The sequence below is a fragment of the Limnohabitans sp. MORI2 genome, from assembly GCF_027925025.1.
GTDB lineage: Bacteria > Pseudomonadota > Gammaproteobacteria > Burkholderiales > Burkholderiaceae_C > Limnohabitans.
Map to the genome: position 1 here is coordinate 2,336,667 of NZ_AP027058.1, position 20,249 is coordinate 2,356,915.

Below are 20,249 nucleotides of genomic sequence, written 5' to 3' on the forward strand. Positions count from 1 at the left end.
GTTTTCGTGTTGGCTCTTTCGCTCCGCCACGACGAGCAGCCAGCACCTGCCATGGCTCCCATCGCTGCGCGACGAATGTCGCCAAGTCAGGCGCTGACTGCTCGCCGAGGCTTCGGATTCAGGCTAACCAAAGGTGGAATCGCAACCTGTTTGCGCACTCTCACCCGTAGCCGCATCAGCGAGTGAAGTCAGACACCCAAGAACCAGCAACACCACGCAACCGATACAGTAACAGCACACTCAAGACAGAGGCATAAACAAAGACCTCCGCAAAGTTACTCTTCCCCGCCCGCATCCAAAAAAAGTGCAACACAGCCAACACGGCGACGCCGTAGACCAAGCGATGCAAGCTCTGCCAACGCTTGGCACCTAACCAGCGAATGGCTCGATTGAACGAAGTCAAAGCCAGGGGCGTAAGAAGCACAAACGCACTGAACCCCACCAAGATAAACGGGCGCTTGGTGATGTCGGCCAACACATCGCGCCACTCAAAACCCATATCAAACCCGCTGTAGCTCAACACATGCAGCACCACATAGAAGTAGGTGAACAGCCCCAACATACGCCGAAGCTTGGCAAGTTCGGGCAAACCGAACATCACACGCAGGGGCGTGACTGCCAAGGTGACGCAGAGCAAACGCAGCGTCCAGTCGCCTGTGGCGCGAATCAGGTATTCGGCGGGATTGGCGCCCAACGCATCGTTGGCAGCTCCCCATACCAACCATGTGAAAGGCATGAGACACAACAACCACAGCACAGACTTTGTGCTGCGGTGTTGCAAGGCTTGGCGCAAGACGAGATTCACATCAATACAGCTTGCTCAAATCCATGCCCGCATACAGCTGCCCCACTTGCGCCTCGTAGCCGTTGAACATCAAGGTCTTGCGCTTTTTAGCAAACAAGCCGTCTTCGCCAATGCGGCGCTCGGTGGCTTGGCTCCAGCGCGGATGGTTCACGTTCGGGTTCACGTTGGAATAGAACCCATACTCTTGCGGCGCTGAGCGGCCCCATGAATTGATGGGTTGTTTTTCAACAAAGCGAATCTTCACCAAGCTCTTGGCGCTTTTGAAACCGTATTTCCATGGCACCACCAAACGCACAGGCGCGCCGTTTTGATTGGGCAAGACTTCGCCATACATGCCAAAGCTCAACAGCGTGAGTGGATGCATGGCTTCGTCCATGCGCAAGCCTTCCACGTAAGGCCAATCCAGCACGTGAGAGCGCACACCGGGCATGGTCTTGGGGTCAGCTTGGGTGATGAACTCCACATACTTGGCACTGCCCAAAGGTTCGACGCGCTTGATGAGTTCAGCGAGCGAATACCCAACCCAAGGGATCACCATCGACCAACCTTCGACGCAACGCAGGCGGTAAATGCGCTCTTCCATCGGGCTGAGTTTGAGCAAGGTATCGAGGTCGAAGCGACCAGATTTTTTAACAAGACCTTCGATCTCGACCGTCCACGGCGAGGTTTGCAAAGTGTGCGCGTATTTGGCGGGATCTGACTTGTCGGTGCCAAATTCATAGAAATTGTTGTAGCTGGTGGCGTCGGTATAGGCGGTGATTTTTTCCATGGTGTTGGCACCACTCACTCGGCTCACCGCCCCCGTCAAAGGGGCCAACTTGCCCGCACGCACCACCGCTGCACTGGACGCTTGAGCCAGAGCTTCACGAGAGGCCCATGCCGCCATCGAGAGGCCTGCTGCGCCAGCGGCGACTTGCTTGAGCCAGTCGCGGCGTTGGGCGTACACCGTTTGCGGTGTGATCTCACTGCCCAAGCCATGCACAAAACCTGTGTCAGCATTTTTTGAAAATTGATTCAAGCGCACGCGAACTCTCCCCGAAACAAAAGCTTATCGCATTGTGGGTCAAAGTGCATGGCGACACACAGCAAGCCTAGAAAGACCTTGCATCTGAAAACAAAAAAGCTGGCACAAGGCCAGCTTTTTTAAGTGCATTTGAAAACGTTGAATTAACGCAGGCCTGCGATGTAGTCGGCCACTGCTTTGATTTCGCGGTCATTCAACTTTGCAGCCACGCCACTCATTTGCACGCTGTTGCCACGGCCCACCGCTTGGGCAGATCCTTTGCTGGTGCCGTTTTCGCGGAATGCGTTCAGTTGAGCCACGGTGTAGTCCGCATGTTGACCTGCCAAACGTGGGTATTGAGCGGGAATACCAGCACCTGTTGGGTTGTGGCAACCTGCGCAAGCAGCGATTTGACGCTCAGCCACGCCACCGCGGTAGATGCGCTCACCCAAAACCACCAAGTCTTTTTCTTTGGCGAAGTTGGCAGCCGATGTTTTAGAACCCACCCAAGCAGCCACATTCTTCATGTCGGCGTCAGACAAACCAGCAGCCATGCCCATCATGATGGCGTTGGCGCGCTTGCCTGATTTGAATTCTTGCAATTGCTTGACCAAGTAATCGGGGTGCTGCTGAGCCAGCTTGGGGTACGCAGGCGAACCTGAGTTGCCATCGGCGCCATGACAAGCTGCACAAATGGCGTTGTAAGTGGCTTCACCTTTGGCCAAATCGGCCTTGGCAGCAGGCGCTGCTGGCTCGTTGGCATGAGAAAGGGCGGGGGCCACCAATGCGGCGGCGATCAACAAGGAGGCAATCAACTTCATATATGTTCTTTGGTTAAGGGTCTCAAAGACGTCGAAAAACTGCAGAGATTCTACAATGCCGTATGAACCAGCCAGACCCACACGACACCCCAGCCCCGAATGACACGCCCGAGGTGCCTGAAATCGCGGTCTTGAACGCTGAATTTGAGGCCCAGCGCGATGCAGATCGCGCCGCAGCCAAAGCTGCTTTTGAGCTACTCAACCCCAAAGACCAAGCCAAATACGCCATGGGCTGGTTGCACACCGCCCGGTTTTTGACCACCGCCGCGCAATTGCACCACCTACCCACCTACGACTTGCCTGAAATTGCCTTTGTGGGTCGTTCTAACGCAGGTAAATCGACCTGCATCAACGTGCTGACCCAGCAAAAGCGCTTGGCATTCGCCTCCAAAACCCCAGGTCGCACCCAACACATCAACTTGTTCGCCATGGGGCGCCAAGGCAAAACCGATGCCGTGCTAGCCGACTTACCTGGCTACGGCTACGCCGCTGTGCCCAAGCAAGACAAGATTCGCTGGCAACAGGTGATGGCCAACTATCTGCTCACACGCCCCAATTTGCGTGCGGTGGTGCTGATGTGTGACCCACGTCATGGCCTGACAGAACTGGACGAAATTTTGTTGGACGTGATTCGCCCACGCGTGGAAGAAGGTTTGAAATTTTTGGTGCTGCTCACCAAGGCTGACAAACTCAACCGCGCCGAAGCCAACAAAGCACTGCAAATCACCAAGCTGCAAGCCGGTGGCGGTGAAGTGCGTTTGTTCTCAGCGTTGAAAAAACAAGGTGTGGATGAAGTAGCCAGCACCTTGTACCAATGGATGCATCCCTAAGCTCAGTAGATGCTGGGCGCGCCTGGCAGCCGAGTCTTAAAGCGCTTGTGCACCCAGAAGTACTGCGCTGGCATGGCGTTGATGAATACCTCTAAGCGTTGGTTCATGGCGGCAGTGTCCGCCTCGGCATCGTCGGTCGGGAAATCTGTCCACGCAGGGTGAACGACCACCTCATAGCCTGTGGACGTCATGCGCGTGATCACAGGCATCACGCGGGCACGGCCCAATTTGGCAAAGCGCGAGAGCGAGGGCACTGTCGCCGCTTGCTCACCATAAAACGGCACAAAGATCGACTCGCTCGGGCCAAAATTCATGTCGGGCAGCAAATACAACAATTCGTTTTGACGTAGCGCACTGACGATGGGCTTAACGCCGTCCTCACGCCTGAACAAACGCACCTGCCCAAAACGTTGACGCCCCTCGGCCACCCACGCATCGACCGCCGCATTGGACTGCGGTGTGAAGATGGTGGTGAAGTTCAAAGGTAGGCTCATGGTGAGCGCCGTCCATCCCACATCTAGCCCCATGAAATGCGGTGCAAACAACACGGTTGGCGTAGCCTCAGACAAAGCGGCCACCTCACCCGACAGCTGCACACGCGCTTGGATACAGGCTGCACTGCGGTGCCACAACCAGCTGCGATCCAGCCACGCTTGCGCAAAATACACAAAGGTTTGGCGGGTCAACACATCGCGCTCGGCCTCACTCAAATGCGCAAAGCACACGCGCAAATTGGCTTGCACCACGCGGCGACGAGATGGAATCACCACCATCAGCACAGCACCTAAACCTGCACCCAATGCTCGCAACCATGACAAGGGCAAATAGCTCAAAGCGCGCAAAAACAATAAGCCAAACTTAGTAAACATGGCTTAGCCTTCTGCACGCGGTTGTTTGTCGCGGGCATAGCCCCACAGGTATTGACCTGGCGCATCTAAGACCATGCGCTCCACACCACGGTTCACAGCGGCAGCGGCCACCTCGGGTGATACCGTCGCGTCTTTCATCTCAGGCGCTTCAAAGGGGCGCATGTGCATGCAAAAGCCCTGCCCCGTTGGTAAACGCTCGCACCACGTCATGATGACTTGCGCACCCGTTTGTTGCGCCAGCTTGGCAAGCAAGGTCATGGTGTAGACATCGCGACCGAAAAATGGCGCCCACACACCTTGCCCAAGAGGTGGCACTTGGTCCGGCAAGATAGCCGTGTAGCCGCCATTGCGCAAAGCGCGAATGAGCGTGCGCACGCCTGCCAATGAAGTGGGTGCTGAATCTAAATAAGGGCGGGTGCGGGCATTGGCCACCAACGGCTCTAACCAAGCTTTGCGCGCAGGGCGAAACAGGGCAATCATGGGGCCATAGGTGGGGCCAAATTTTTCAGCAATGGCTTGCGCGCCAATCTCCCACGCGCCGATGTGCGGCGACATGATGATGACGCCTTTGCCTGCTTGCATGGCAGATTCAAAATGCTCCGCGCCATCCCACTTCACCAAACCATCGAGCGTGGCCGTGTGCGGACGCATCCACACCCAAGGCAACTCGGCCACCATGCGACCGATGGCCGCCACCGCAGGGCGAGCCTCGTGCCAAGCCACACCTGCCGCTTGCACATTCGCATGGAAGTTTCGGCGATAGCTGGGCGACAGCCACCACACCAGCCACCCGAGCACAGCGCCTAGTCGCTGCATCAAAGGCAGAGGCAAGCGAGCTAGGAAATGAAAGATGCGCGTGGTGGCCGACATGAACTTTTTGATGACTTTGATAAATCCACTAGAATCTTGATTGTCGCCGAGTTAAAGAACTACTTGCAGGGCGACGACACACTTCGGTGTGCAGGCTATGAGCGATCAAGGCCACTCTGCTAAAGCGTTCGCTAGGCTCCAAGTTTTCAGGGTCGGCAACGCCGATAAACCCATTGAAAACAAGGAGCTTTTTTCATGTCTAACGACTTCCTCTTTACCTCTGAATCCGTCTCAGAAGGCCACCCAGACAAAGTGGCTGACCAAATTTCTGATGCGATTTTGGACGCGATCTTTGAACAAGACCCACGTTCACGCGTGGCCGCCGAAACACTGACCAACACTGGTTTGGTTGTGTTGGCTGGCGAGATCACCACCAACGCACACGTCGACTACATCCAAGTCGCACGCGACACCATCAAGCGCATCGGCTACGACAACACCGACTACGGCATCGACTACAAAGGTTGCGCCGTCATGGTGTGCTACGACAAGCAATCCAACGACATCGCCCAAGGCGTGGACCACGCGTCAGACGACCACCTCAACATCGGCGCGGGCGACCAAGGCCTGATGTTTGGCTACGCGTGCAGCGAAACGCCTGAGCTGATGCCCGCTCCTATTTACTACGCACACCGTTTGGTCGAGCGCCAAGCCCAGTTGCGCAAAGATGGCCGCTTGCCTTTCCTGCGCCCCGATGCCAAGAGCCAAGTGACCATGCGCTACGTCGACGGCAAGCCTCACAGCATTGACACCGTGGTGTTGTCTACCCAACACAGCCCAGACCAAAGCGAGTCAGCCACCAAGATGAAGGCCAGCTTCAATGAAGCCATCATCGAAGAGATCATCAAGCCCGTGTTGCCCAAAGAGTGGTTGCAAGACACCAAGTATTTGATCAACCCCACAGGCCGTTTCGTCATCGGCGGCCCACAAGGCGATTGCGGTTTGACTGGCCGCAAGATCATTGTTGACACCTACGGTGGCGCATGCCCTCACGGCGGTGGCGCGTTCTCTGGCAAAGACCCATCCAAGGTGGACCGCTCTGCCGCTTACGCTGCACGCTACGTGGCTAAAAACATCGTGGCCGCTGGCTTGGCCAAGCAATGCCAAGTGCAAGTGGCTTACGCCATTGGCGTGGCACGCCCCATGAACATTACCGTGAACACGGCAGGCACTGGCGTGATCTCTGATGACAAGTTGTCAGCACTGGTGGCTGAGCACTTTGACTTGCGCCCCAAAGGCATCATTCAAATGCTCGACTTGCTACGTCCTATCTACAGCAAGACAGCGGCTTATGGCCACTTTGGTCGTGAAGAGCCTGAATTCACTTGGGAGCGTACCGACAAGGCTGCAGCTCTCAAAGCTGCAGCTGGCCTGTAAGGCCACTGCGCACATCGTGCGCAGCTTGTCAGTACGCGGGCGAAGCTCATATCGCTTAGCGATGTGAGCGAAGACCAAAATACTGACTCACCCAAGCAAGGGGCTTCTCGTTTTTACGAGAAGCCTTTTTTTTGGGTTCCTCGAAGATGCGAGTTGGGGTAAGCAGACGCGGCTTACATCGCTTCGCGACGAATGGCGCCGCATCTGCCTACCCCAACTCGCATTTGGTGGTTCGGAATGTTTCAGGCGCGAAAGGTTTTCATTTCAGCATCGTTCGCTCAAAGAAGCTTGGGTGGCGTACCCCAATAAGGCGCCATTCGTCGCGAAGCGATGTAAGCCGTTTGGGGTTCGCCACCCAAGCTTCGCTGCAACGTCAAAGCAACCAACCAGCGAGCAAAAATCAAACCTCAGCAGACTGCTGCAACGCCCACATCTGCGCATACTTGCCATTCATAGCCAGCAACACCGTATGCGTGCCACGCTCCACAATGCGCCCCGCTTCCATCACCAAAATTTCGTGGGCATCCACCACGGTCGAGAGGCGGTGCGCAATCACCAGCGTGGTTTTGTTGTGCGCGGCGCTTTGCAGTTCGGCTTGAATGGCTCGTTCGTTGGCACTGTCGAGTGCTGAAGTGGCCTCATCAAAAATCAAAATCGGCGGGTTCTTCAGCAAGGTGCGAGCAATGGCCACGCGTTGCTTTTCACCGCCAGAGAGTTTCAAGCCGCGCTCGCCCACCATGGTGTCGTAACCCTTGGGCGTAGCTGCGATGAAGTCGTGAATATGCGCGGCCTTGGCGGCTTGCTCCACTTCTTCGGGCGTGGCCTCAGGTCGGCCATAGGCGATGTTGTAGCGCACCGTGTCGTTAAACAGGACGGTGTCTTGCGGCACGATGCCAATGGCGCGGCGCACGCTCAGTTGCGTGACGCAGCGAATGTCTTGGCCGTCGATGGTGATGGCACCTGCGCCCACGTCGTAAAAGCGAAACAGCAAACGCGCCAGCGTCGACTTACCCGAGCCCGACGCGCCCACCACCGCCACGGTTTTGCCTGCAGGAATGTCAAAGCTCACGCTTTGCAAAATCGGGCGCGTGGCTTCGTAGGCAAACACCACGTTGTCAAAACGTACATGCGGCGAGCCTTGCAAGGCCAAGTCTTTGGCGCCTGCGTCGTCGGCCACTTCGCGTTCTTTTTCCATCAAGGTGAACATGCGATCGAGGTCGGTCAGGCTTTGTTTGATCTCGCGGTAAAGCACACCCAAGAAGTTGAGCGGGATGTAGAGCTGAATCATGAAAGCATTGATCATGACCAAGTCACCCAAAGTCATGCGGCCATCCACCACACCTTGCGTGGCGCGCCACAGCATGGCCACTAAAGCCACGGCGATGATGAGTTGCTGCCCTGTGTTGAGCAGCGATAAGGACGTTTGCGCTTTCAAACGCGCGCGGCGCAGGGCCTCTAGGCTTTTGTCGTAACGCGCCGCCTCAAAGGCTTCGTTGTTGAAGTACTTGACCGTTTCATAGTTGAGCAACGAATCCACCGCTTTGGTGTGGGCAGCCGAGTCAAACTCATTGGCTTGGCGGCGGTACTGCGTGCGCCACTCGGTCACCTTGACGGTGAAGACAATGTACAGCGCCAGCGCCAGCACGGTGATGCCTGCAAACCACACATCAAACTTCACCGCCAAGATGCTCAGCACCAAGGCCACCTCAATGAGCGTGGGCACGACGCTGTAGAGCGAATACGAAATCAGCGACTCAATGCCGCGCACGCCGCGCTCAATGTCGCGCGTCATGCCGCCGGTTTGACGCTCCAAGTGGAAACGCAAACTCAAACCATGCAAATGCTGAAACGTTTCCAACGCAATTTGCCGTGCCGCGCCTTGCGTGGCTTTGGCAAACACCAACTCACGCAACTCGGTGAAGGCCGACACCGACAAACGCAGCACGCCGTACACCACCAACAACGACACGGGCACCACGATGAGCGCGGCGGGATCGTTCGGTTTGAACGACATGGCGTCGATCAACTCTTTGAGCAGCAAGGGCACGCCCACATTAGCCAGCTTGGCACCGACCATGAATGCCAAAGCGGCGAACACGCGCCACTTGTATTGCCACAAATAGGGAAAGAGGCGTTTGAGTGTGTCGCTGTCAGCGCGCTGGTGATGGGTTTGCCCGTCGGGCAAGGGAATCGAAGAATGACCGTGATGACGCATGTTGCACAATGCCAATAAATAACTCATCGATTGTGCCCATGTCTCACACACCTCGCCCTCACGCCGAACATCTCCCCACAGACCAAGAGTTGGTTTTAAAGGTTATCCCCATGCCCGCCGACTGCAATGCCAATGGCGATATTTTTGGCGGCTGGGTGATGGCGCAGGTGGACTTGGCAGGGGCTGTGTTGCCTGCACGTCATGCACGCGGGCGTTTTGCCACCGTGGCGGTGAATGAGTTCATCTTCAAGCAGCCCGTGCGCGTGGGCGATATCTTGAGCTTTTTCTCACGCGTGGTGAAGTTGGGCAACACCTCCATCACGGTGAGTGTGGAGGTATTTGCCGAACGTTGGAATGAGCAAGGCCAGTACATCAAGGTGACGCAAGCCACCCTCACCTATGTGGCCATCGACAAAGACGGCAAGCCGCGCGTCATCCCCAAAGACTAAGAAACGATGTACGCGCCTGTGCCCGTGGACATCAACATCCCATCGGGCCCGCGAAATTCCATGCGCGATGTACCCACACGCGTGCCTACACGCAAAGCGTGAGCATGCACGGTGAAGTATTCGCCAATTCCGGGACGCAAATAATCCACCCGCAAATCGATCGTGCCGAGTTTGGCAAAACGCTCCAAACGCTCGGACGGAGACTCCTTCATGTGCTTCGCTGCCAAACACGCCATGACGGCAGCACTGCCAATCGCGTCCAGCACCGCACTGATGACGCCTCCATGAATGCGGTTGTACGCGTAGTGCCCCACCAACTCTGGGCGCATCTCAATGCGAGCCACCACTTCATCAGGTGTGACGCTCACCAATTTCAACCCTAGTGTTTGGTTGAAGACAATCTTCTCTTCGTAGATTTCACGAAAGCCTTCGAGGTACTCAGGCTCAAAAACAACAGGGCTTGCCATGGGTGGTGTCATATCCACAGCGCTCACAATTTTGAAAAATCTGGTTTGCGCTTTTCCATGAACGCGCCAAACGCCTCTTTGGCAGCAGGCTCTTTCAACATGCGGCCAAATGAGACAGCCTCAGCATTCATTTGCTGTTGCACCAACTGGGTTTGTCCCATTTTCATCAAGCGCTTGGTTTCTAAGAGCGATGTCAGTGGCTTCGCTGCCAGCTTGCGGGCTTGCGCTTGAGCGTAGCTGTTGACTTCCGTGGGGGGCAACACACGGTTGACCAACCCCACCTCCAGCGCGGCTTCAGCCATGAAAGGCTCGCCCAACAGCAAAGCCTCTGCCGCACGGTGGTAGCCCATCATTTGTGGCGCCAGCAAACTAGACGCAGCCTCTGGGCAAATACCCAGATTGACAAACGGCATGGCAAACACAGCGTTGTCACCGGCGTAAACCAAGTCGCAATGAAACAGCAGCGTGGTGCCAATGCCTACAGCAGGGCCTGCCACGGACGCCAACATGGGTTTAGGAAACGCAGCCACGTTTTTGAGCAAACGGAACACCGGCGCATCTTGCGTAGATGGTGGGTTATTCAAAAAGTCTGCAATGTCGTTCCCAGCGCAAAACACCGTTTCTGCGCCCTGAAACACCAACACGCGCACATCTGGGTTGCGTTCGGCTTGTTCAACCGCATCGGCTAGTGCGGTGTACATCGCCGCTGTCAGTGAATTTTTCTTGTCAACGCGATTGAATGTCAGGGTCATCACACCCGAATCGATGTGGCTCAGAATTTCGCTCATGAGAGTCCTTGTTTATTGGGCGCGCAGCCAAGTTTGTGTGCGAAAGAAAGGACCGATATAGCCGCGCACTTGCAGTTTTTTACCGCCCTCCAGCGGCACCATTTTCACGGTGTATTCCTTGCCGTTTTCTGGGTCCAAAATTTTCCCACCGTTGGCCCACAAATTTTCACCAGAGGCATCAGGCTTCACGCCACGGATGATTTCCATGCCGATGATGTCTTTGCCTTTGCGATCGTCTTTGCAGTCGTCGCAAGTTTTCTTGGCATTGGGGTCGTTGCGCAACGACTTGACCACACGGCCATTGAGCACACCACCGTTGTCAACGATTTGAATCTCGGCTTTGGCCTCGCCAGTTTTATCGTCAATCGTGTGCCAAGTGCCCACGGGGGTCATTTGCGCAAAGCTACAGCTGGCCAGTAAGAAACTCGCTGCAGCCACGCATCTTGAAAAGTTAATTTGGATCATGGTTTGAATTTACTCCATTCAAAGTTTGAAACAACTCAGGCAAACACCGCTTCTGTCTCCATGAGCACACCCGAGCCCGCACGCGCCGTGAGCATGAGCGAGGCTGTTTCTGGGAACAGCTTGGCAAAGTAAAAGCGCGCGGTTTGTAACTTGGCTTGGTAAAACGGATCGCGGTTGCCCTCCGCAATTTTTTGCAAGGCCACATGCGCCATGCGCGCCCAAAAATAACCAAACACCAAGTGACCGGCCACGCGTAAGTAGTCCACTGCGGCTGCGCCCACCTCATCGGCGTTTTCTAGGGCTTTGTAGCCAATCTCACCTGTGAACTGCGTCATTTGCTGGCCCAGCTTGGCCAGTGGGTTGATGAACTCGGCCATGTCTTCATCACCCTGCGCCTCCTCTACCAACGCGGCAATGAGCCTGCCAAACTTCTTGAGCGATGCGCCTTGGTTGCCCAAGACCTTGCGGCCCAACAAGTCCAAACTTTGAATGGTGTTGGTGCCTTCATAAATCATATTGATGCGAGCATCGCGCACGTATTGCTCCATGCCCCACTCGCGAATGAAGCCATGCCCACCAAACACTTGCATGCACGACGAGGTGGCTGTCCACGCGTTATCCGTGATGAAGGCTTTGACAATCGGAGTGAGCAAAGCCACTTGCTCAGCAGACTCGGCACGCACCGCCTCATCGGGATGACTCAACTCACGGTCAATCAACATGGCGCAGTGCAAAGCCAGCGCACGACCACCCTCAGCATAGGCACGTGCAGTGAGCAGCATCTTGCGCACATCTGGGTGCACCAAGATGCTGTCTGCGGGTTTGCTGGGTTCTTTCACCCCCGTCAAGCTGCGCGATTGGATACGGTCTTTGGCATAAGCCAAAGCGTTTTGATACGCCACTTCAGTCAAGCCCAGCGATTGCATACCCACACCCACGCGCGCGGCATTCATCATCACAAACATCGCGGCCAGGCCTTTGTTGGGTTGACCCACCATCGTACCCACGGCACCGTCTAACACCATTTGGCAGGTGGCATTTCCGTGGATACCCATCTTGTGTTCTAAGCCGCCGCAATAAATGCCGTTGCGCTCACCCAAGCTGCCATCGGCGTTGACGTGAAACTTGGGCACCACAAACAAGCTGATGCCTTTGCTACCGGGAGGCGCATCAGGCAAACGTGCCAACACCAAATGCACGATGTTGCTCACCATGTCGTGTTCACCGGCGCTGATGAAAATTTTGTTGCCGGTGATGCGGTATGTGCCATCGGCTTGTGGCTCTGCCTTGGTGCGCAACAGACCTAAGTCTGTGCCGCAATGCGGCTCGGTCAAGCACATGGTGCCGGTCCACTCACCGCTGGTGAGCTTGGGCAAGTACAGCGCTTTTTGTGCGTCTGTGCCGTGTGCGTGCAAGGCCTCGTATGCGCCGTGCGTGAGGCCTGGGTACATGGTCCACGCTTGGTTGGCGCTGTTGAGCATTTCGTAAAAACACTGGTTCACCACCACAGGCAAACCTTGACCGCCGTAGTCGGGGTCAGCGCTCAAAGCGGGCCAGCCACCTTGCACGTATTGGTCATACGCTGCTTTGAAACCATCTGGCGTTTTGACTTCGTGCGTGTCGCGGTTGAGCACGCAGCCTTGCTGATCGCCCACTTGGTTGAGCGGGAAGATCACCTCAGACGCAAACTTACCGCCCTCTTCCAACACCGCCGCAATCGTGTCGGTATCGATATCGGCATGCTTGGGCATTTGTTTCAAGTCATCGGTGACGTGCAGCACTTCGTGCAACACAAATTGCATATCGCGCAGAGGTGGGGTGTAGCTGGGCATGGTGGGTCTCCTTATTTTTTGGATGAGGTGTTGCGCTTAGCGCTTGTTTGAATGTTGGATGCCACATCTTTTGCGCCATAGCGCTGCAAGATGTTTTCAAAACCTTTGTGAGTGCGCGCCAACGACTTGGACGAACGCAAAAACCGTGCTTCGTATTGCAACGCCAAGATGAGGCCGTGTAGCTCAAACACCATTTGCTCAGCATCCATGTCAGCTGCCAAATGGCCCTCCTCACGCGCTTGCACCACGGTGCGGTGTACTGCCGTTAACCATGTTTTGACCATGCCTGCCAACGCATCACGCACAGGCCCAGGACGGTCGTCAAACTCAGCGGCACCGCTGATGTACAAACAGCCGGAGTCAATTTCTGCAGACGTTCGCTTGGTCCAATTGGCAAACAGTTGTCGCAAGCGAGGCAAGCCTCGCTCTGCCTCCAAAATTGGGAAAAATACTTCCGCTTCAAAACGCGTGTGGTACTCGCGCACCACCGACAATTGCAGCTCTTCACGCGAGCCAAAATGAGCAAACACCCCCGATTTGCTCATGCGAGCGACTTCAGCCAGGGCACCTATGCTCAAGCCCTCTAAGCCAATTTGGGTGGCCAAGCCCAAAGCTGCATCCACAATCGCGGCTTTGGTCTGCTGCCCTTTTTGTAAGGCCTTGGCTTCTGATGCGGTGGGTTTGCGAGGAGAGGTCATGCGTCGTGTCAAAAACAAAAACCAGAAAAAGAACGGTCGTGCTATTTTGCATGATTTTTGAATCTTTAAACTAAACCCCTATGCAAGCCACCAGAATTCTCGCCATACGCCACGGGGAAACCCTGTGGAATGTGGATACACGCATTCAAGGCCACCTCAACATCGACCTGAATGAAACCGGTCGATGGCAAGCCGAACGCGTGGGCCATGCATTGGCGCAAGAGCCGATTCAAGCCATTTACAGCAGCGATTTGCGACGTGCATTTGAAACCGCGCAAGCCATCGCCACCGCCCCCGCACGCTTGATGGCACACACGCCCACGCCCTTGCAAGTCACACCGCATCTGCTGTTGCGAGAGCGTCACTTTGGACACTTGCAAGGCAAAACTTGGGCGGAAATTGAAACCCAACATCCCGAAGAGTGTCGACTTTGGCGAGGTCGCGACCCGCACTGGGCACCCAAAGGCGGCGAATCACTCACCGCCTTGCGCGAGCGCATCCGCCAGTGTGTGGACAGCCTAGCCAGTCAACACATGGGGGCACAAATTGTGTTGGTCGCTCATGGTGGCGTGATGGATGCGTTGTACCGTTTGGCAACCAACCAATCGGTCGAAGCACCACGCACTTGGCATCTAGGCAATGCGGCCATCAACCGCTTGTTGTGGACGCCTCAAGGCTTGAGCTTGGTCGGTTGGGGCGATGTGTCTCACTTTGACGAGACCCATGGCGCCCCGCGTGACGAGAGCACCACTTGAGCTGCTTTATTCGTTAAACAGGTCAGAGGCCGACTTGGGCGGCGTCACACCCATGTGGCGGTACGCCGCCAAGGTGGCCGTGCGACCACGTGGTGTGCGCTGCAAGAAACCTTGCTGAATCAGGTACGGCTCGATCACGTCTTCAATCGTGTCGCGCTCTTCGCCAATGCTGGCGGCGATGTTGTCAAGGCCCACTGGGCCGCCGTCGAATCGGTGAATCACGGCTTCGAGCAGCTTGCGGTCCATCAGGTCAAAACCTTGCGGGTCGACGTCCAACATGGCCAATGCTTTTTGCGCCATCTCTTGCGTGATGCGGCCCGTGCCTTTGACGTCGGCGTAATCGCGCACACGGCGCAGCAAACGGTTCGCAATGCGCGGTGTGCCACGTGAGCGGCGGGCGATCTCAAAACCACCTGCTTCGTCAATCGGCGTGTCGAGCAAGCCCGCGCTGCGCATGACGATGCGCAGCAAATCTTCGGCGCTGTAAAACTCCAAGCGCGACACAATGCCAAAGCGGTCGCGCAGTGGGTTGGTCAACATGCCTGCGCGCGTGGTGGCGCCCACCAAGGTGAAGGGCTGCAAGTCGAGCTTGATGCTGCGGGCGGCAGGCCCCTCACCAATCATGATGTCGATTTGGTAGTCCTCGAGCGCGGGGTACAAAATTTCTTCCACCACAGGCGACAAACGGTGAATCTCGTCGATGAAGAGCACATCGTTTTTTTCCAAGCCCGTGAGCAGCGCTGCCAAGTCTTTGGGCTTTTCGAGCACAGGACCGCTGGTGGAACGCAGGTTCACACCCAGCTCTTGCGCAATGATGTGACTCAGCGTGGTCTTGCCCAAACCGGGCGGACCAAACAGCAGCACATGGTCTAACGCTTCGCTGCGTTTTTTGGCCGCGCCAATGAAAATTTCCAACTGCTCGCGCACCTTGGGCTGGCCCACATACTCTTGCAGCAGCTTGGGGCGCAAGGCGCGTTCAATGGCTTCCTCGTTGGAAGACATGGGTGCAGCAGACACCACGCGAGGCGCGGGGGTGAACTCACCAAAGTCGTCGGTCTGGATGCTCATGGTTTATTTCGCCAAACTTTTCAGCGCTAGCTTGATGCCCTCGCTCACGCCCACATCGGCTGGCAAAGCCTTGAGTGCGGCAGCGGCCTCTTTGTCGTTGTAGCCCAAGGCCAGCAAGGCTTGCAAGATGTCGCTCTGGTTGCCCGTACTCGCCGCTGCGCTGGGCCCTAGGTCAGCGCCCAGTTTGCCTTTGAGTTCGAGCAACAAACGCTCGGCGGTTTTTTTGCCAATGCCCGGCACCTTGGTCAAGCGCGTCACGTCTTGGTCGGACACCGCGCGAGCCAGTTCGTCCGCGCTTAGGCCACTCAAAATACCCAGCGCTGTGCGCGGGCCCACGCCTGAAATTTTGATGAGCTGGCGAAACGAGGCGCGTTCCGCCGCCGTGCCAAAGCCGTACAAAATTTGGGCATCCTCACGCACAACAAAATGGGTGAGCAAAGACACCTTTTCCCCCGTGGCGGGCAGGTTGTAAAACGTGGTCATGGGCACATCGACCTCGTAGCCCACGCCATTGCAGTCCACCAATACTTGAGGTGGATTTTTCTCGCTGAGGATGCCGGTTAATTTGCCAATCACATCTTGCCTATCATTGGGGACCTTTTGAGAGATTATCGACTTGATTCTTCGCCACACCTTTACCCCGCACAACAACACGCGCTTGTCGCATTTGTGCGGCCCTACCGATGAACACTTGCGCACCATCGAACTTGCCTTGGACGTGAAAATCGCCCATCGTCATGAGCAGTTCAAAGTGGACGGCCACAAAGCCAAAGCCACCCGTGCGCTCGAAGTGCTGCAAGCGCTCTACGAACGTGCAGCCAAGGCCATTCCGCCCGAGCAAGTGCAGCTCATGCTGGCAGGCGACAGCGGCATGGAGGAAGAAGACATTCCCACGCTACAAACCCGCCGCACCGACCTGCGCCCACGCACGCCCACGCAAGCGGCTTACCTCGACAACATTGCCGCGCACGACATCAGCTTTGGCATTGGCCCTGCGGGCACAGGCAAAACCTATTTGGCCGTGGCCTGTGCGGTGGATGCACTGGAACGCAGCGCGGTGCAACGCATTGTGCTCACACGCCCTGCGGTGGAAGCGGGCGAAAAGCTCGGCTTCTTGCCCGGCGACTTAGGCCAAAAAGTAGACCCCTATTTGCGCCCCCTGTACGACGCGTTGTACGACCTGATGGGGTTTGACCGCGTGCAAAAAGCCTTTGAGCGCAACGCGATTGAGATTGCACCACTGGCCTTCATGCGTGGGCGCACCCTCAACAACGCGTTTGTGATCTTGGACGAAGCACAAAACACCACGCCCGAGCAAATGAAAATGTTCCTCACCCGCATTGGCTTTGGTGCCAAAGCGGTGGTCACGGGTGATGTGAGCCAGATTGACTTGCCCAAGGGCCAGCTCAGTGGCTTGATTGACGCAGAGCGCGTGTTGAAACGCGTCAAAGGCATTTCCACCACCCGCTTTACCAGCGCAGACGTGGTGCGTCATCCGCTTGTGGCGCGCATCGTCGATGCGTACGACGCACAGCGCAGCGCAACGAGCGGCGCTCCTTCACGCAAACAAGCTTAAAAACATGGCCCTGCCCAACTTAGACCTCACCCTGCAATTTGGCGACATCCCCTACGCCGCCCGCCACAAAGCCGCTCTGCCCCGCGCATTTGTGAACCGCTGCATTCGCCACGCCTTGGCCCACGATGCCGAGATGACGGTGCGCATTGTGGATGCCGAAGAAGGCCAAGCACTCAACAGCAGCTACCGCAAAAAAAATTACGCCACCAATGTGCTGACGTTTGACTACGCCCAAGCCCCGATGGTGATGGCCGACCTCGTGCTGTGCGCCCCTGTGGTGGCGGCTGAGGCCAAAGAGCAAGGCAAGTCGCTGCAAGCACACTACGCGCATCTGCTGATTCACGGCACCTTGCATGCGCAGGGCTACGACCACGAGACCTCTGACAAAGACGCCATTGAGATGGAGACCCTAGAAATGCTCATCATGGCCGAACTAGGGCTGCCTTGCCCGTATTGATGCAGGACGCGCACGCAGCCGGAACGGTGCAGCGTGCGAGAGTCACATGCCGAATGTGTGACTAACGACCTGCCGCGTCTTCCAGCAAACGCACTTTGACCGTTTTGCCTTTGATGCGCCCCGCGTTCAAACGCTTGACGGCCTCACGCGCAATGCCACGTTCGACCGCGACGTAAGTAGAAAACTCGTTCACGTTGATCTTGCCCACCTGCTCTTTGGCAAAACCCGCTTCGCCGGTGAGCGCCCCCAGCACATCGCCGGCGCGAATTTTTTCTTTGCGACCACCCACAATTTGCAAGGTCGCCATGGGTGGCTGCAACACACCACCCGCTGCAGGCGTGAGGCCACTGAGCGGGGCCCAAGTGGACTCGCGGTTTTGCAAGAGCTCAATGCGCCCCACATAGCCCATCTCGTCCATGCTGGCGAGTGACAGGGCCAAGCCTTCGGCGTCGCCTCGACCAGTACGACCAATGCGGTGAATGTGCACCTCGGGGTCGGGCGTCACATCCACGTTGATGACGGCTTCTAAGTTGGCCACATCCAAACCACGCGCTGCCACATCGGTGGCCACCAACACCGAGCAGCTGCGGTTGGCAAACTGCACCAGCACTTGGTCTCGCTCGCGTTGTTCGAGTTCGCCAAACAAAGCCAAAGCGCTAAAGCCTTGCGCTTGCAACACGCTCACCAAATCGCGGCACTGCTGCTTGGTGTTGCAAAACGCCAGCGTCGATTCGGGACGGAAGTGGTTGAGCAGTTGCGACACCGCGTGCAAACGCTCGTGGTTGCTCACCTCGTAAAAAATTTGTTTGATCTTGTGGGCGTCGTGCTGCGCCTGCACCTTGACGGTTTGCGGCTCGCGCATGAACTGCGCGGCGAGCTTGGCAATGCCATCAGGGTAAGTGGCCGAAAACAACAAGGTTTGACGATCTTTGGGGCACTGGCGCGCGACCTTGGCGATGTCGTCAAAGAACCCCATGTCTAACATGCGGTCGGCTTCGTCGAGCACCAAGGTCTTGAGGCCTTGCAAGCTGAGTGAGCCACGCTCCAAGTGGTCCATGATGCGACCAGGTGTACCGACCACCACATGCGCGCCGTGCTCCAAGCTTTGAACTTGTCCGCGCAATGCCACACCACCACAAAGCGTGACCACTTTGATGTTGCCCACGGCACGTGCCAAGCGGCGCAGCTCTTGCGTCACTTGGTCGGCCAGTTCACGCGTGGGGCAAAGCACCAAGGCTTGCGCGTCAAACAAGGTGGCATCCAGTTTTTCAACCAAGGGAATGCCAAAGGCGGCCGTTTTGCCGCTGCCTGTGCTAGCTTGGGCTATCAAGTCGCGCCCCGCTAAGGTGAGGGGCAAGCTCGCGGCTTGGATTGGAGTCATCTGGGCGTAGCCCAGTTGGTTCAGGTTATCGAGGGTGGCAGCCGCCAAGGGCAAGGCGGCAAAGGTGGTAGCGCTGTTTTTGATATCGGTCATTCACCGATTATCGTGATCGGGATGGTCACTGGGCCATCGTTGACCAAATGCACCTTCATGTCCGCACCAAAAATGCCCGTTTGCACAAGGGCGTGACGCGACTTGGCTTGCGCCACAAAGGCATCGTACAGACGACGGCCTTCGTCAGCGGGGGCGGCACTGGTGAAGCTCGGACGCGTGCCACTGCTGGTGTCTGCTGCTAGCGTGAATTGGCTGACGATCAGCAAACCACCTTGCACATCGGTCACGCTGCGGTTCATCTTGCCAGCATCGTCGTAGAACACGCGCAGCTTCAAAATTTTGTCGAGCATTTTTTGGCCCGTGGCCTCGGTGTCGCCTTTTTCGGCGCACAGCAACACCACCAAGCCTTGGCCAATCTCACCCACTGTTTGGCCATCCACCACCACTCGGGCTTCGCTCACGCGCTGTAACACTGCTTTCACGAGTTGCCCTTTCTACCCGAGAGTTGTCGGCGCATCCAATGGGTCGTCGATGTGCGCTTCCACATCGTTGGGAAGCAGCTGAATGGTGGCGCGCAGTCCCGGCACCGCCTTCATCAAGGCTTGCTCAACGTTGCCGCGAAACATGGCCGCACGCCCCAAGGTCCATTCGGCGGGCATGTGCATGTGCAAATCCACAAAACGGCGCTGCCCCGCCTTGCGGGTGATGATGTGGTCAAAGCGCACGATGTGCGTGTGATCAGCCCCTGCCTCTTCGTGGGTCATGGACACGTCATGCAACACCGCATGAATTTGCGCCAGCACCTCGGGCTCCACCGCTTCATCCATCAAGCCTTGTGACGCATCCCAAATCAAATGCCAACCTTCTTTGAGAATGTTGAGCGCGACCCCCATCGCCACAGCGGCATCGAGCCACAACCAACCGCTGTAGCTCACTAGCGCAATGCCCACCACCACACCGGCGGAGGTCCACACATCCGTCACCAAATGGCGCGCGTCGGCCTCGAGCGCAATCGAACGGTGTGTTTTGGCCGCACGAAACATCACCCATGCCAACAAGCCATTCAGCGCAGAGCTGGCGACAGACAACGCCAAGCCAATGCCCACTTGCTCAAGGGGTTGCGGGTCGAACAAACGATGCCCCGCCGCCCACATGATGCCCAGCGCAGCTACCACGATGAGGATGCCCTCAAAGCCCGAAGAAAAATACTCAGCCTTGTGATGGCCGTAGGGGTGGTCTTCGTCTGCGGGCATGGCCGCTACGGTGACCATCATCAACCCAAACACAGCGCTGGCCAAATTGACCAGGGACTCCATGGCGTCAGACAGCAACCCCACTGAGTCGGTCAAGTGCCACGCCAAGGTTTTCAAGGCGATGGTGATGCAAGCGACCGCCACAGAAGCCCAAAGCAAGCCTTTGGGCGAGAGCCATTTTTCAAAGGTCTGGGTGTTCATCCGTGCAGTCTAAAG

General features: G+C 56.7%; 22 protein-coding genes. 6 read left to right on the forward strand and 16 right to left on the reverse strand.

The genetic code is table 11. From position 1 onward, the window contains the following. Window positions 1-175 precede the first annotated feature (175 nt). The 3 genes from QMG27_RS11215 to QMG27_RS11225 form a co-directional block, all read right to left on the reverse strand. Entirely contained in the window at window positions 176-793 is a 618-nt protein-coding gene (locus QMG27_RS11215) for a protein-methionine-sulfoxide reductase heme-binding subunit MsrQ (protein ID WP_281814636.1), read from the reverse strand. A 13-nt stretch (window positions 794-806) separates the two neighbouring features. After that, window positions 807-1,823 carry a protein-methionine-sulfoxide reductase catalytic subunit MsrP gene (gene msrP / locus QMG27_RS11220; protein WP_281811351.1) on the reverse strand — a complete coding sequence of 339 codons (1,017 nt, stop codon included), beginning with the start codon at window positions 1,821-1,823 and terminating at the stop codon, window positions 807-809. Between the two features lie 149 nt (window positions 1,824-1,972). Next, window positions 1,973-2,629, reverse strand: a complete 657-nt coding sequence (locus tag QMG27_RS11225; protein WP_281811353.1) for a c-type cytochrome — start codon at window positions 2,627-2,629, stop codon at window positions 1,973-1,975. A 227-nt stretch (window positions 2,630-2,856) separates the two neighbouring features. On the opposite strand from QMG27_RS11225, the gene yihA reads away from it, so the two are divergent. Then, window positions 2,857-3,459 carry a ribosome biogenesis GTP-binding protein YihA/YsxC gene (gene yihA / locus QMG27_RS11230; RefSeq protein WP_281814639.1) on the forward strand — a complete coding sequence of 201 codons (603 nt, stop codon included), beginning with the start codon at window positions 2,857-2,859 and terminating at the stop codon, window positions 3,457-3,459. A gap of 2 nt (window positions 3,460-3,461) precedes the next feature. On the opposite strand, the gene QMG27_RS11235 is transcribed toward yihA, so the two are convergent. Both QMG27_RS11235 and QMG27_RS11240 read right to left on the reverse strand, forming a co-directional pair. Then, entirely contained in the window at window positions 3,462-4,328 is an 867-nt protein-coding gene (locus QMG27_RS11235; RefSeq protein WP_281811355.1) for a lysophospholipid acyltransferase family protein, read from the reverse strand. Window positions 4,329-4,331: 3 nt separating this feature from the next. Next, entirely contained in the window at window positions 4,332-5,198 is an 867-nt protein-coding gene (locus QMG27_RS11240; RefSeq protein WP_281811357.1) for a lysophospholipid acyltransferase family protein, read from the reverse strand. A gap of 195 nt (window positions 5,199-5,393) precedes the next feature. On the opposite strand from QMG27_RS11240, the gene metK reads away from it, so the two are divergent. Beyond that, complete coding sequence (gene metK / locus QMG27_RS11245; RefSeq protein WP_281811359.1) at window positions 5,394-6,575, forward strand: methionine adenosyltransferase; 1,182 nt, start codon at window positions 5,394-5,396, stop codon at window positions 6,573-6,575. Between the two features lie 400 nt (window positions 6,576-6,975). Here metK and QMG27_RS11250 read toward each other — a convergent pair whose 3' ends face one another. Further along, the gene (locus tag QMG27_RS11250; RefSeq protein WP_281814643.1) at window positions 6,976-8,790 is read right to left on the reverse strand and encodes an ABC transporter ATP-binding protein/permease; all 1,815 of its coding nucleotides are present in this window, start codon (window positions 8,788-8,790) and stop codon (window positions 6,976-6,978) included. 38 nt (window positions 8,791-8,828) lie between these two features. On the opposite strand from QMG27_RS11250, the gene QMG27_RS11255 reads away from it, so the two are divergent. Then, complete coding sequence (locus QMG27_RS11255; RefSeq protein WP_281811361.1) at window positions 8,829-9,239, forward strand: acyl-CoA thioesterase; 411 nt, start codon at window positions 8,829-8,831, stop codon at window positions 9,237-9,239. Here QMG27_RS11255 and QMG27_RS11260 read toward each other — a convergent pair. From QMG27_RS11260 to QMG27_RS11280, 5 genes are read right to left on the reverse strand one after another with little or no spacing between them, the layout of a single operon-like run. Beyond that, a complete protein-coding gene (locus tag QMG27_RS11260; RefSeq protein WP_281811363.1) occupies window positions 9,236-9,718 on the reverse strand; it encodes a thioesterase family protein in 483 nt (160 codons plus the stop codon). The genes QMG27_RS11255 and QMG27_RS11260 overlap by 4 nt on opposite strands. An 11-nt stretch (window positions 9,719-9,729) precedes the next feature. Continuing rightward, entirely contained in the window at window positions 9,730-10,494 is a 765-nt protein-coding gene (locus QMG27_RS11265) for an enoyl-CoA hydratase (protein WP_281811365.1), read from the reverse strand. A 12-nt stretch (window positions 10,495-10,506) separates the two neighbouring features. Then, window positions 10,507-10,959, reverse strand: a complete 453-nt coding sequence (locus QMG27_RS11270; protein ID WP_281811367.1) for a DUF2147 domain-containing protein — start codon at window positions 10,957-10,959, stop codon at window positions 10,507-10,509. A gap of 35 nt (window positions 10,960-10,994) precedes the next feature. Further along, on the reverse strand, window positions 10,995-12,791 hold the full coding sequence (locus QMG27_RS11275) for an acyl-CoA dehydrogenase C-terminal domain-containing protein (RefSeq protein WP_281811369.1): 1,797 nt from the start codon (window positions 12,789-12,791) through the stop codon (window positions 10,995-10,997). A gap of 11 nt (window positions 12,792-12,802) precedes the next feature. After that, a complete protein-coding gene (locus QMG27_RS11280; protein WP_281811371.1) occupies window positions 12,803-13,489 on the reverse strand; it encodes a TetR/AcrR family transcriptional regulator in 687 nt (228 codons plus the stop codon). 80 nt (window positions 13,490-13,569) lie between these two features. Between QMG27_RS11280 and QMG27_RS11285 the strand changes: the two genes are divergently transcribed. Beyond that, complete coding sequence (locus QMG27_RS11285) at window positions 13,570-14,244, forward strand: histidine phosphatase family protein (protein ID WP_281811373.1); 675 nt, start codon at window positions 13,570-13,572, stop codon at window positions 14,242-14,244. Window positions 14,245-14,250: 6 nt separating this feature from the next. Here QMG27_RS11285 and ruvB read toward each other — a convergent pair whose 3' ends face one another. Next, window positions 14,251-15,312 carry a Holliday junction branch migration DNA helicase RuvB gene (ruvB, locus tag QMG27_RS11290; protein ID WP_281811375.1) on the reverse strand — a complete coding sequence of 354 codons (1,062 nt, stop codon included), beginning with the start codon at window positions 15,310-15,312 and terminating at the stop codon, window positions 14,251-14,253. Between the two features lie 3 nt (window positions 15,313-15,315). After that, complete coding sequence (ruvA, locus tag QMG27_RS11295; RefSeq protein ID WP_281811377.1) at window positions 15,316-15,888, reverse strand: Holliday junction branch migration protein RuvA; 573 nt, start codon at window positions 15,886-15,888, stop codon at window positions 15,316-15,318. Between the two features lie 40 nt (window positions 15,889-15,928). Here ruvA and QMG27_RS11300 point away from each other — a divergent pair, with 40 nt between their 5' ends. After that, complete coding sequence (locus QMG27_RS11300; RefSeq protein WP_281811379.1) at window positions 15,929-16,888, forward strand: PhoH family protein; 960 nt, start codon at window positions 15,929-15,931, stop codon at window positions 16,886-16,888. Window positions 16,889-16,892: 4 nt separating this feature from the next. Next, window positions 16,893-17,345 (forward strand): rRNA maturation RNase YbeY, encoded by a 453-nt coding sequence (gene ybeY / locus QMG27_RS11305; protein ID WP_281811380.1) that lies wholly within the window; start codon window positions 16,893-16,895, stop codon window positions 17,343-17,345. 61 nt (window positions 17,346-17,406) lie between these two features. On the opposite strand, the gene dbpA is transcribed toward ybeY, so the two are convergent. The 3 genes from dbpA to QMG27_RS11320 are packed head-to-tail and all read right to left on the reverse strand — an operon-like array spanning window position 17,407 to window position 20,234. Continuing rightward, complete coding sequence (dbpA, locus tag QMG27_RS11310; RefSeq protein WP_281811383.1) at window positions 17,407-18,819, reverse strand: ATP-dependent RNA helicase DbpA; 1,413 nt, start codon at window positions 18,817-18,819, stop codon at window positions 17,407-17,409. Beyond that, entirely contained in the window at window positions 18,816-19,262 is a 447-nt protein-coding gene (dtd, locus tag QMG27_RS11315) for a D-aminoacyl-tRNA deacylase (RefSeq protein ID WP_281811385.1), read from the reverse strand. Before dtd ends, dbpA begins: the two co-directional genes overlap by 4 nt. Before the next feature lie 12 nt (window positions 19,263-19,274). Further along, window positions 19,275-20,234 carry a cation diffusion facilitator family transporter gene (locus tag QMG27_RS11320; protein WP_281811387.1) on the reverse strand — a complete coding sequence of 320 codons (960 nt, stop codon included), beginning with the start codon at window positions 20,232-20,234 and terminating at the stop codon, window positions 19,275-19,277. Between the last annotated feature and the right edge of the window lie 15 nt (window positions 20,235-20,249).

What these genes read in the sequence shown, in the direction of transcription:
- QMG27_RS11225 (WP_281811353.1), bottom strand. Translation starts at nt 2,629, where the DNA reads ATGAAGTTGATTGCCTCCTTGTTGATCGCCGCCGCATTGGTGGCCCCC.
- yihA (WP_281814639.1), top strand. Translation starts at nt 2,857, where the DNA reads ATGGGCTGGTTGCACACCGCCCGGTTTTTGACCACCGCCGCGCAATTG.
- QMG27_RS11235 (WP_281811355.1), bottom strand. Translation starts at nt 4,328, where the DNA reads ATGTTTACTAAGTTTGGCTTATTGTTTTTGCGCGCTTTGAGCTATTTG.
- QMG27_RS11240 (WP_281811357.1), bottom strand. Translation starts at nt 5,198, where the DNA reads ATGTCGGCCACCACGCGCATCTTTCATTTCCTAGCTCGCTTGCCTCTG.
- metK (WP_281811359.1), top strand. Translation starts at nt 5,394, where the DNA reads ATGTCTAACGACTTCCTCTTTACCTCTGAATCCGTCTCAGAAGGCCAC.
- QMG27_RS11250 (WP_281814643.1), bottom strand. Translation starts at nt 8,790, where the DNA reads ATGCGTCATCACGGTCATTCTTCGATTCCCTTGCCCGACGGGCAAACC.
- QMG27_RS11255 (WP_281811361.1), top strand. Translation starts at nt 8,829, where the DNA reads ATGTCTCACACACCTCGCCCTCACGCCGAACATCTCCCCACAGACCAA.
- QMG27_RS11260 (WP_281811363.1), bottom strand. Translation starts at nt 9,718, where the DNA reads ATGACACCACCCATGGCAAGCCCTGTTGTTTTTGAGCCTGAGTACCTC.
- QMG27_RS11265 (WP_281811365.1), bottom strand. Translation starts at nt 10,494, where the DNA reads ATGAGCGAAATTCTGAGCCACATCGATTCGGGTGTGATGACCCTGACA.
- QMG27_RS11270 (WP_281811367.1), bottom strand. Translation starts at nt 10,959, where the DNA reads ATGATCCAAATTAACTTTTCAAGATGCGTGGCTGCAGCGAGTTTCTTA.
- QMG27_RS11275 (WP_281811369.1), bottom strand. Translation starts at nt 12,791, where the DNA reads ATGCCCAGCTACACCCCACCTCTGCGCGATATGCAATTTGTGTTGCAC.
- QMG27_RS11280 (WP_281811371.1), bottom strand. Translation starts at nt 13,489, where the DNA reads ATGACCTCTCCTCGCAAACCCACCGCATCAGAAGCCAAGGCCTTACAA.
- QMG27_RS11285 (WP_281811373.1), top strand. Translation starts at nt 13,570, where the DNA reads ATGCAAGCCACCAGAATTCTCGCCATACGCCACGGGGAAACCCTGTGG.
- ruvB (WP_281811375.1), bottom strand. Translation starts at nt 15,312, where the DNA reads ATGAGCATCCAGACCGACGACTTTGGTGAGTTCACCCCCGCGCCTCGC.
- ybeY (WP_281811380.1), top strand. Translation starts at nt 16,893, where the DNA reads ATGGCCCTGCCCAACTTAGACCTCACCCTGCAATTTGGCGACATCCCC.
- dbpA (WP_281811383.1), bottom strand. Translation starts at nt 18,819, where the DNA reads ATGACCGATATCAAAAACAGCGCTACCACCTTTGCCGCCTTGCCCTTG.
- QMG27_RS11320 (WP_281811387.1), bottom strand. Translation starts at nt 20,234, where the DNA reads ATGAACACCCAGACCTTTGAAAAATGGCTCTCGCCCAAAGGCTTGCTT.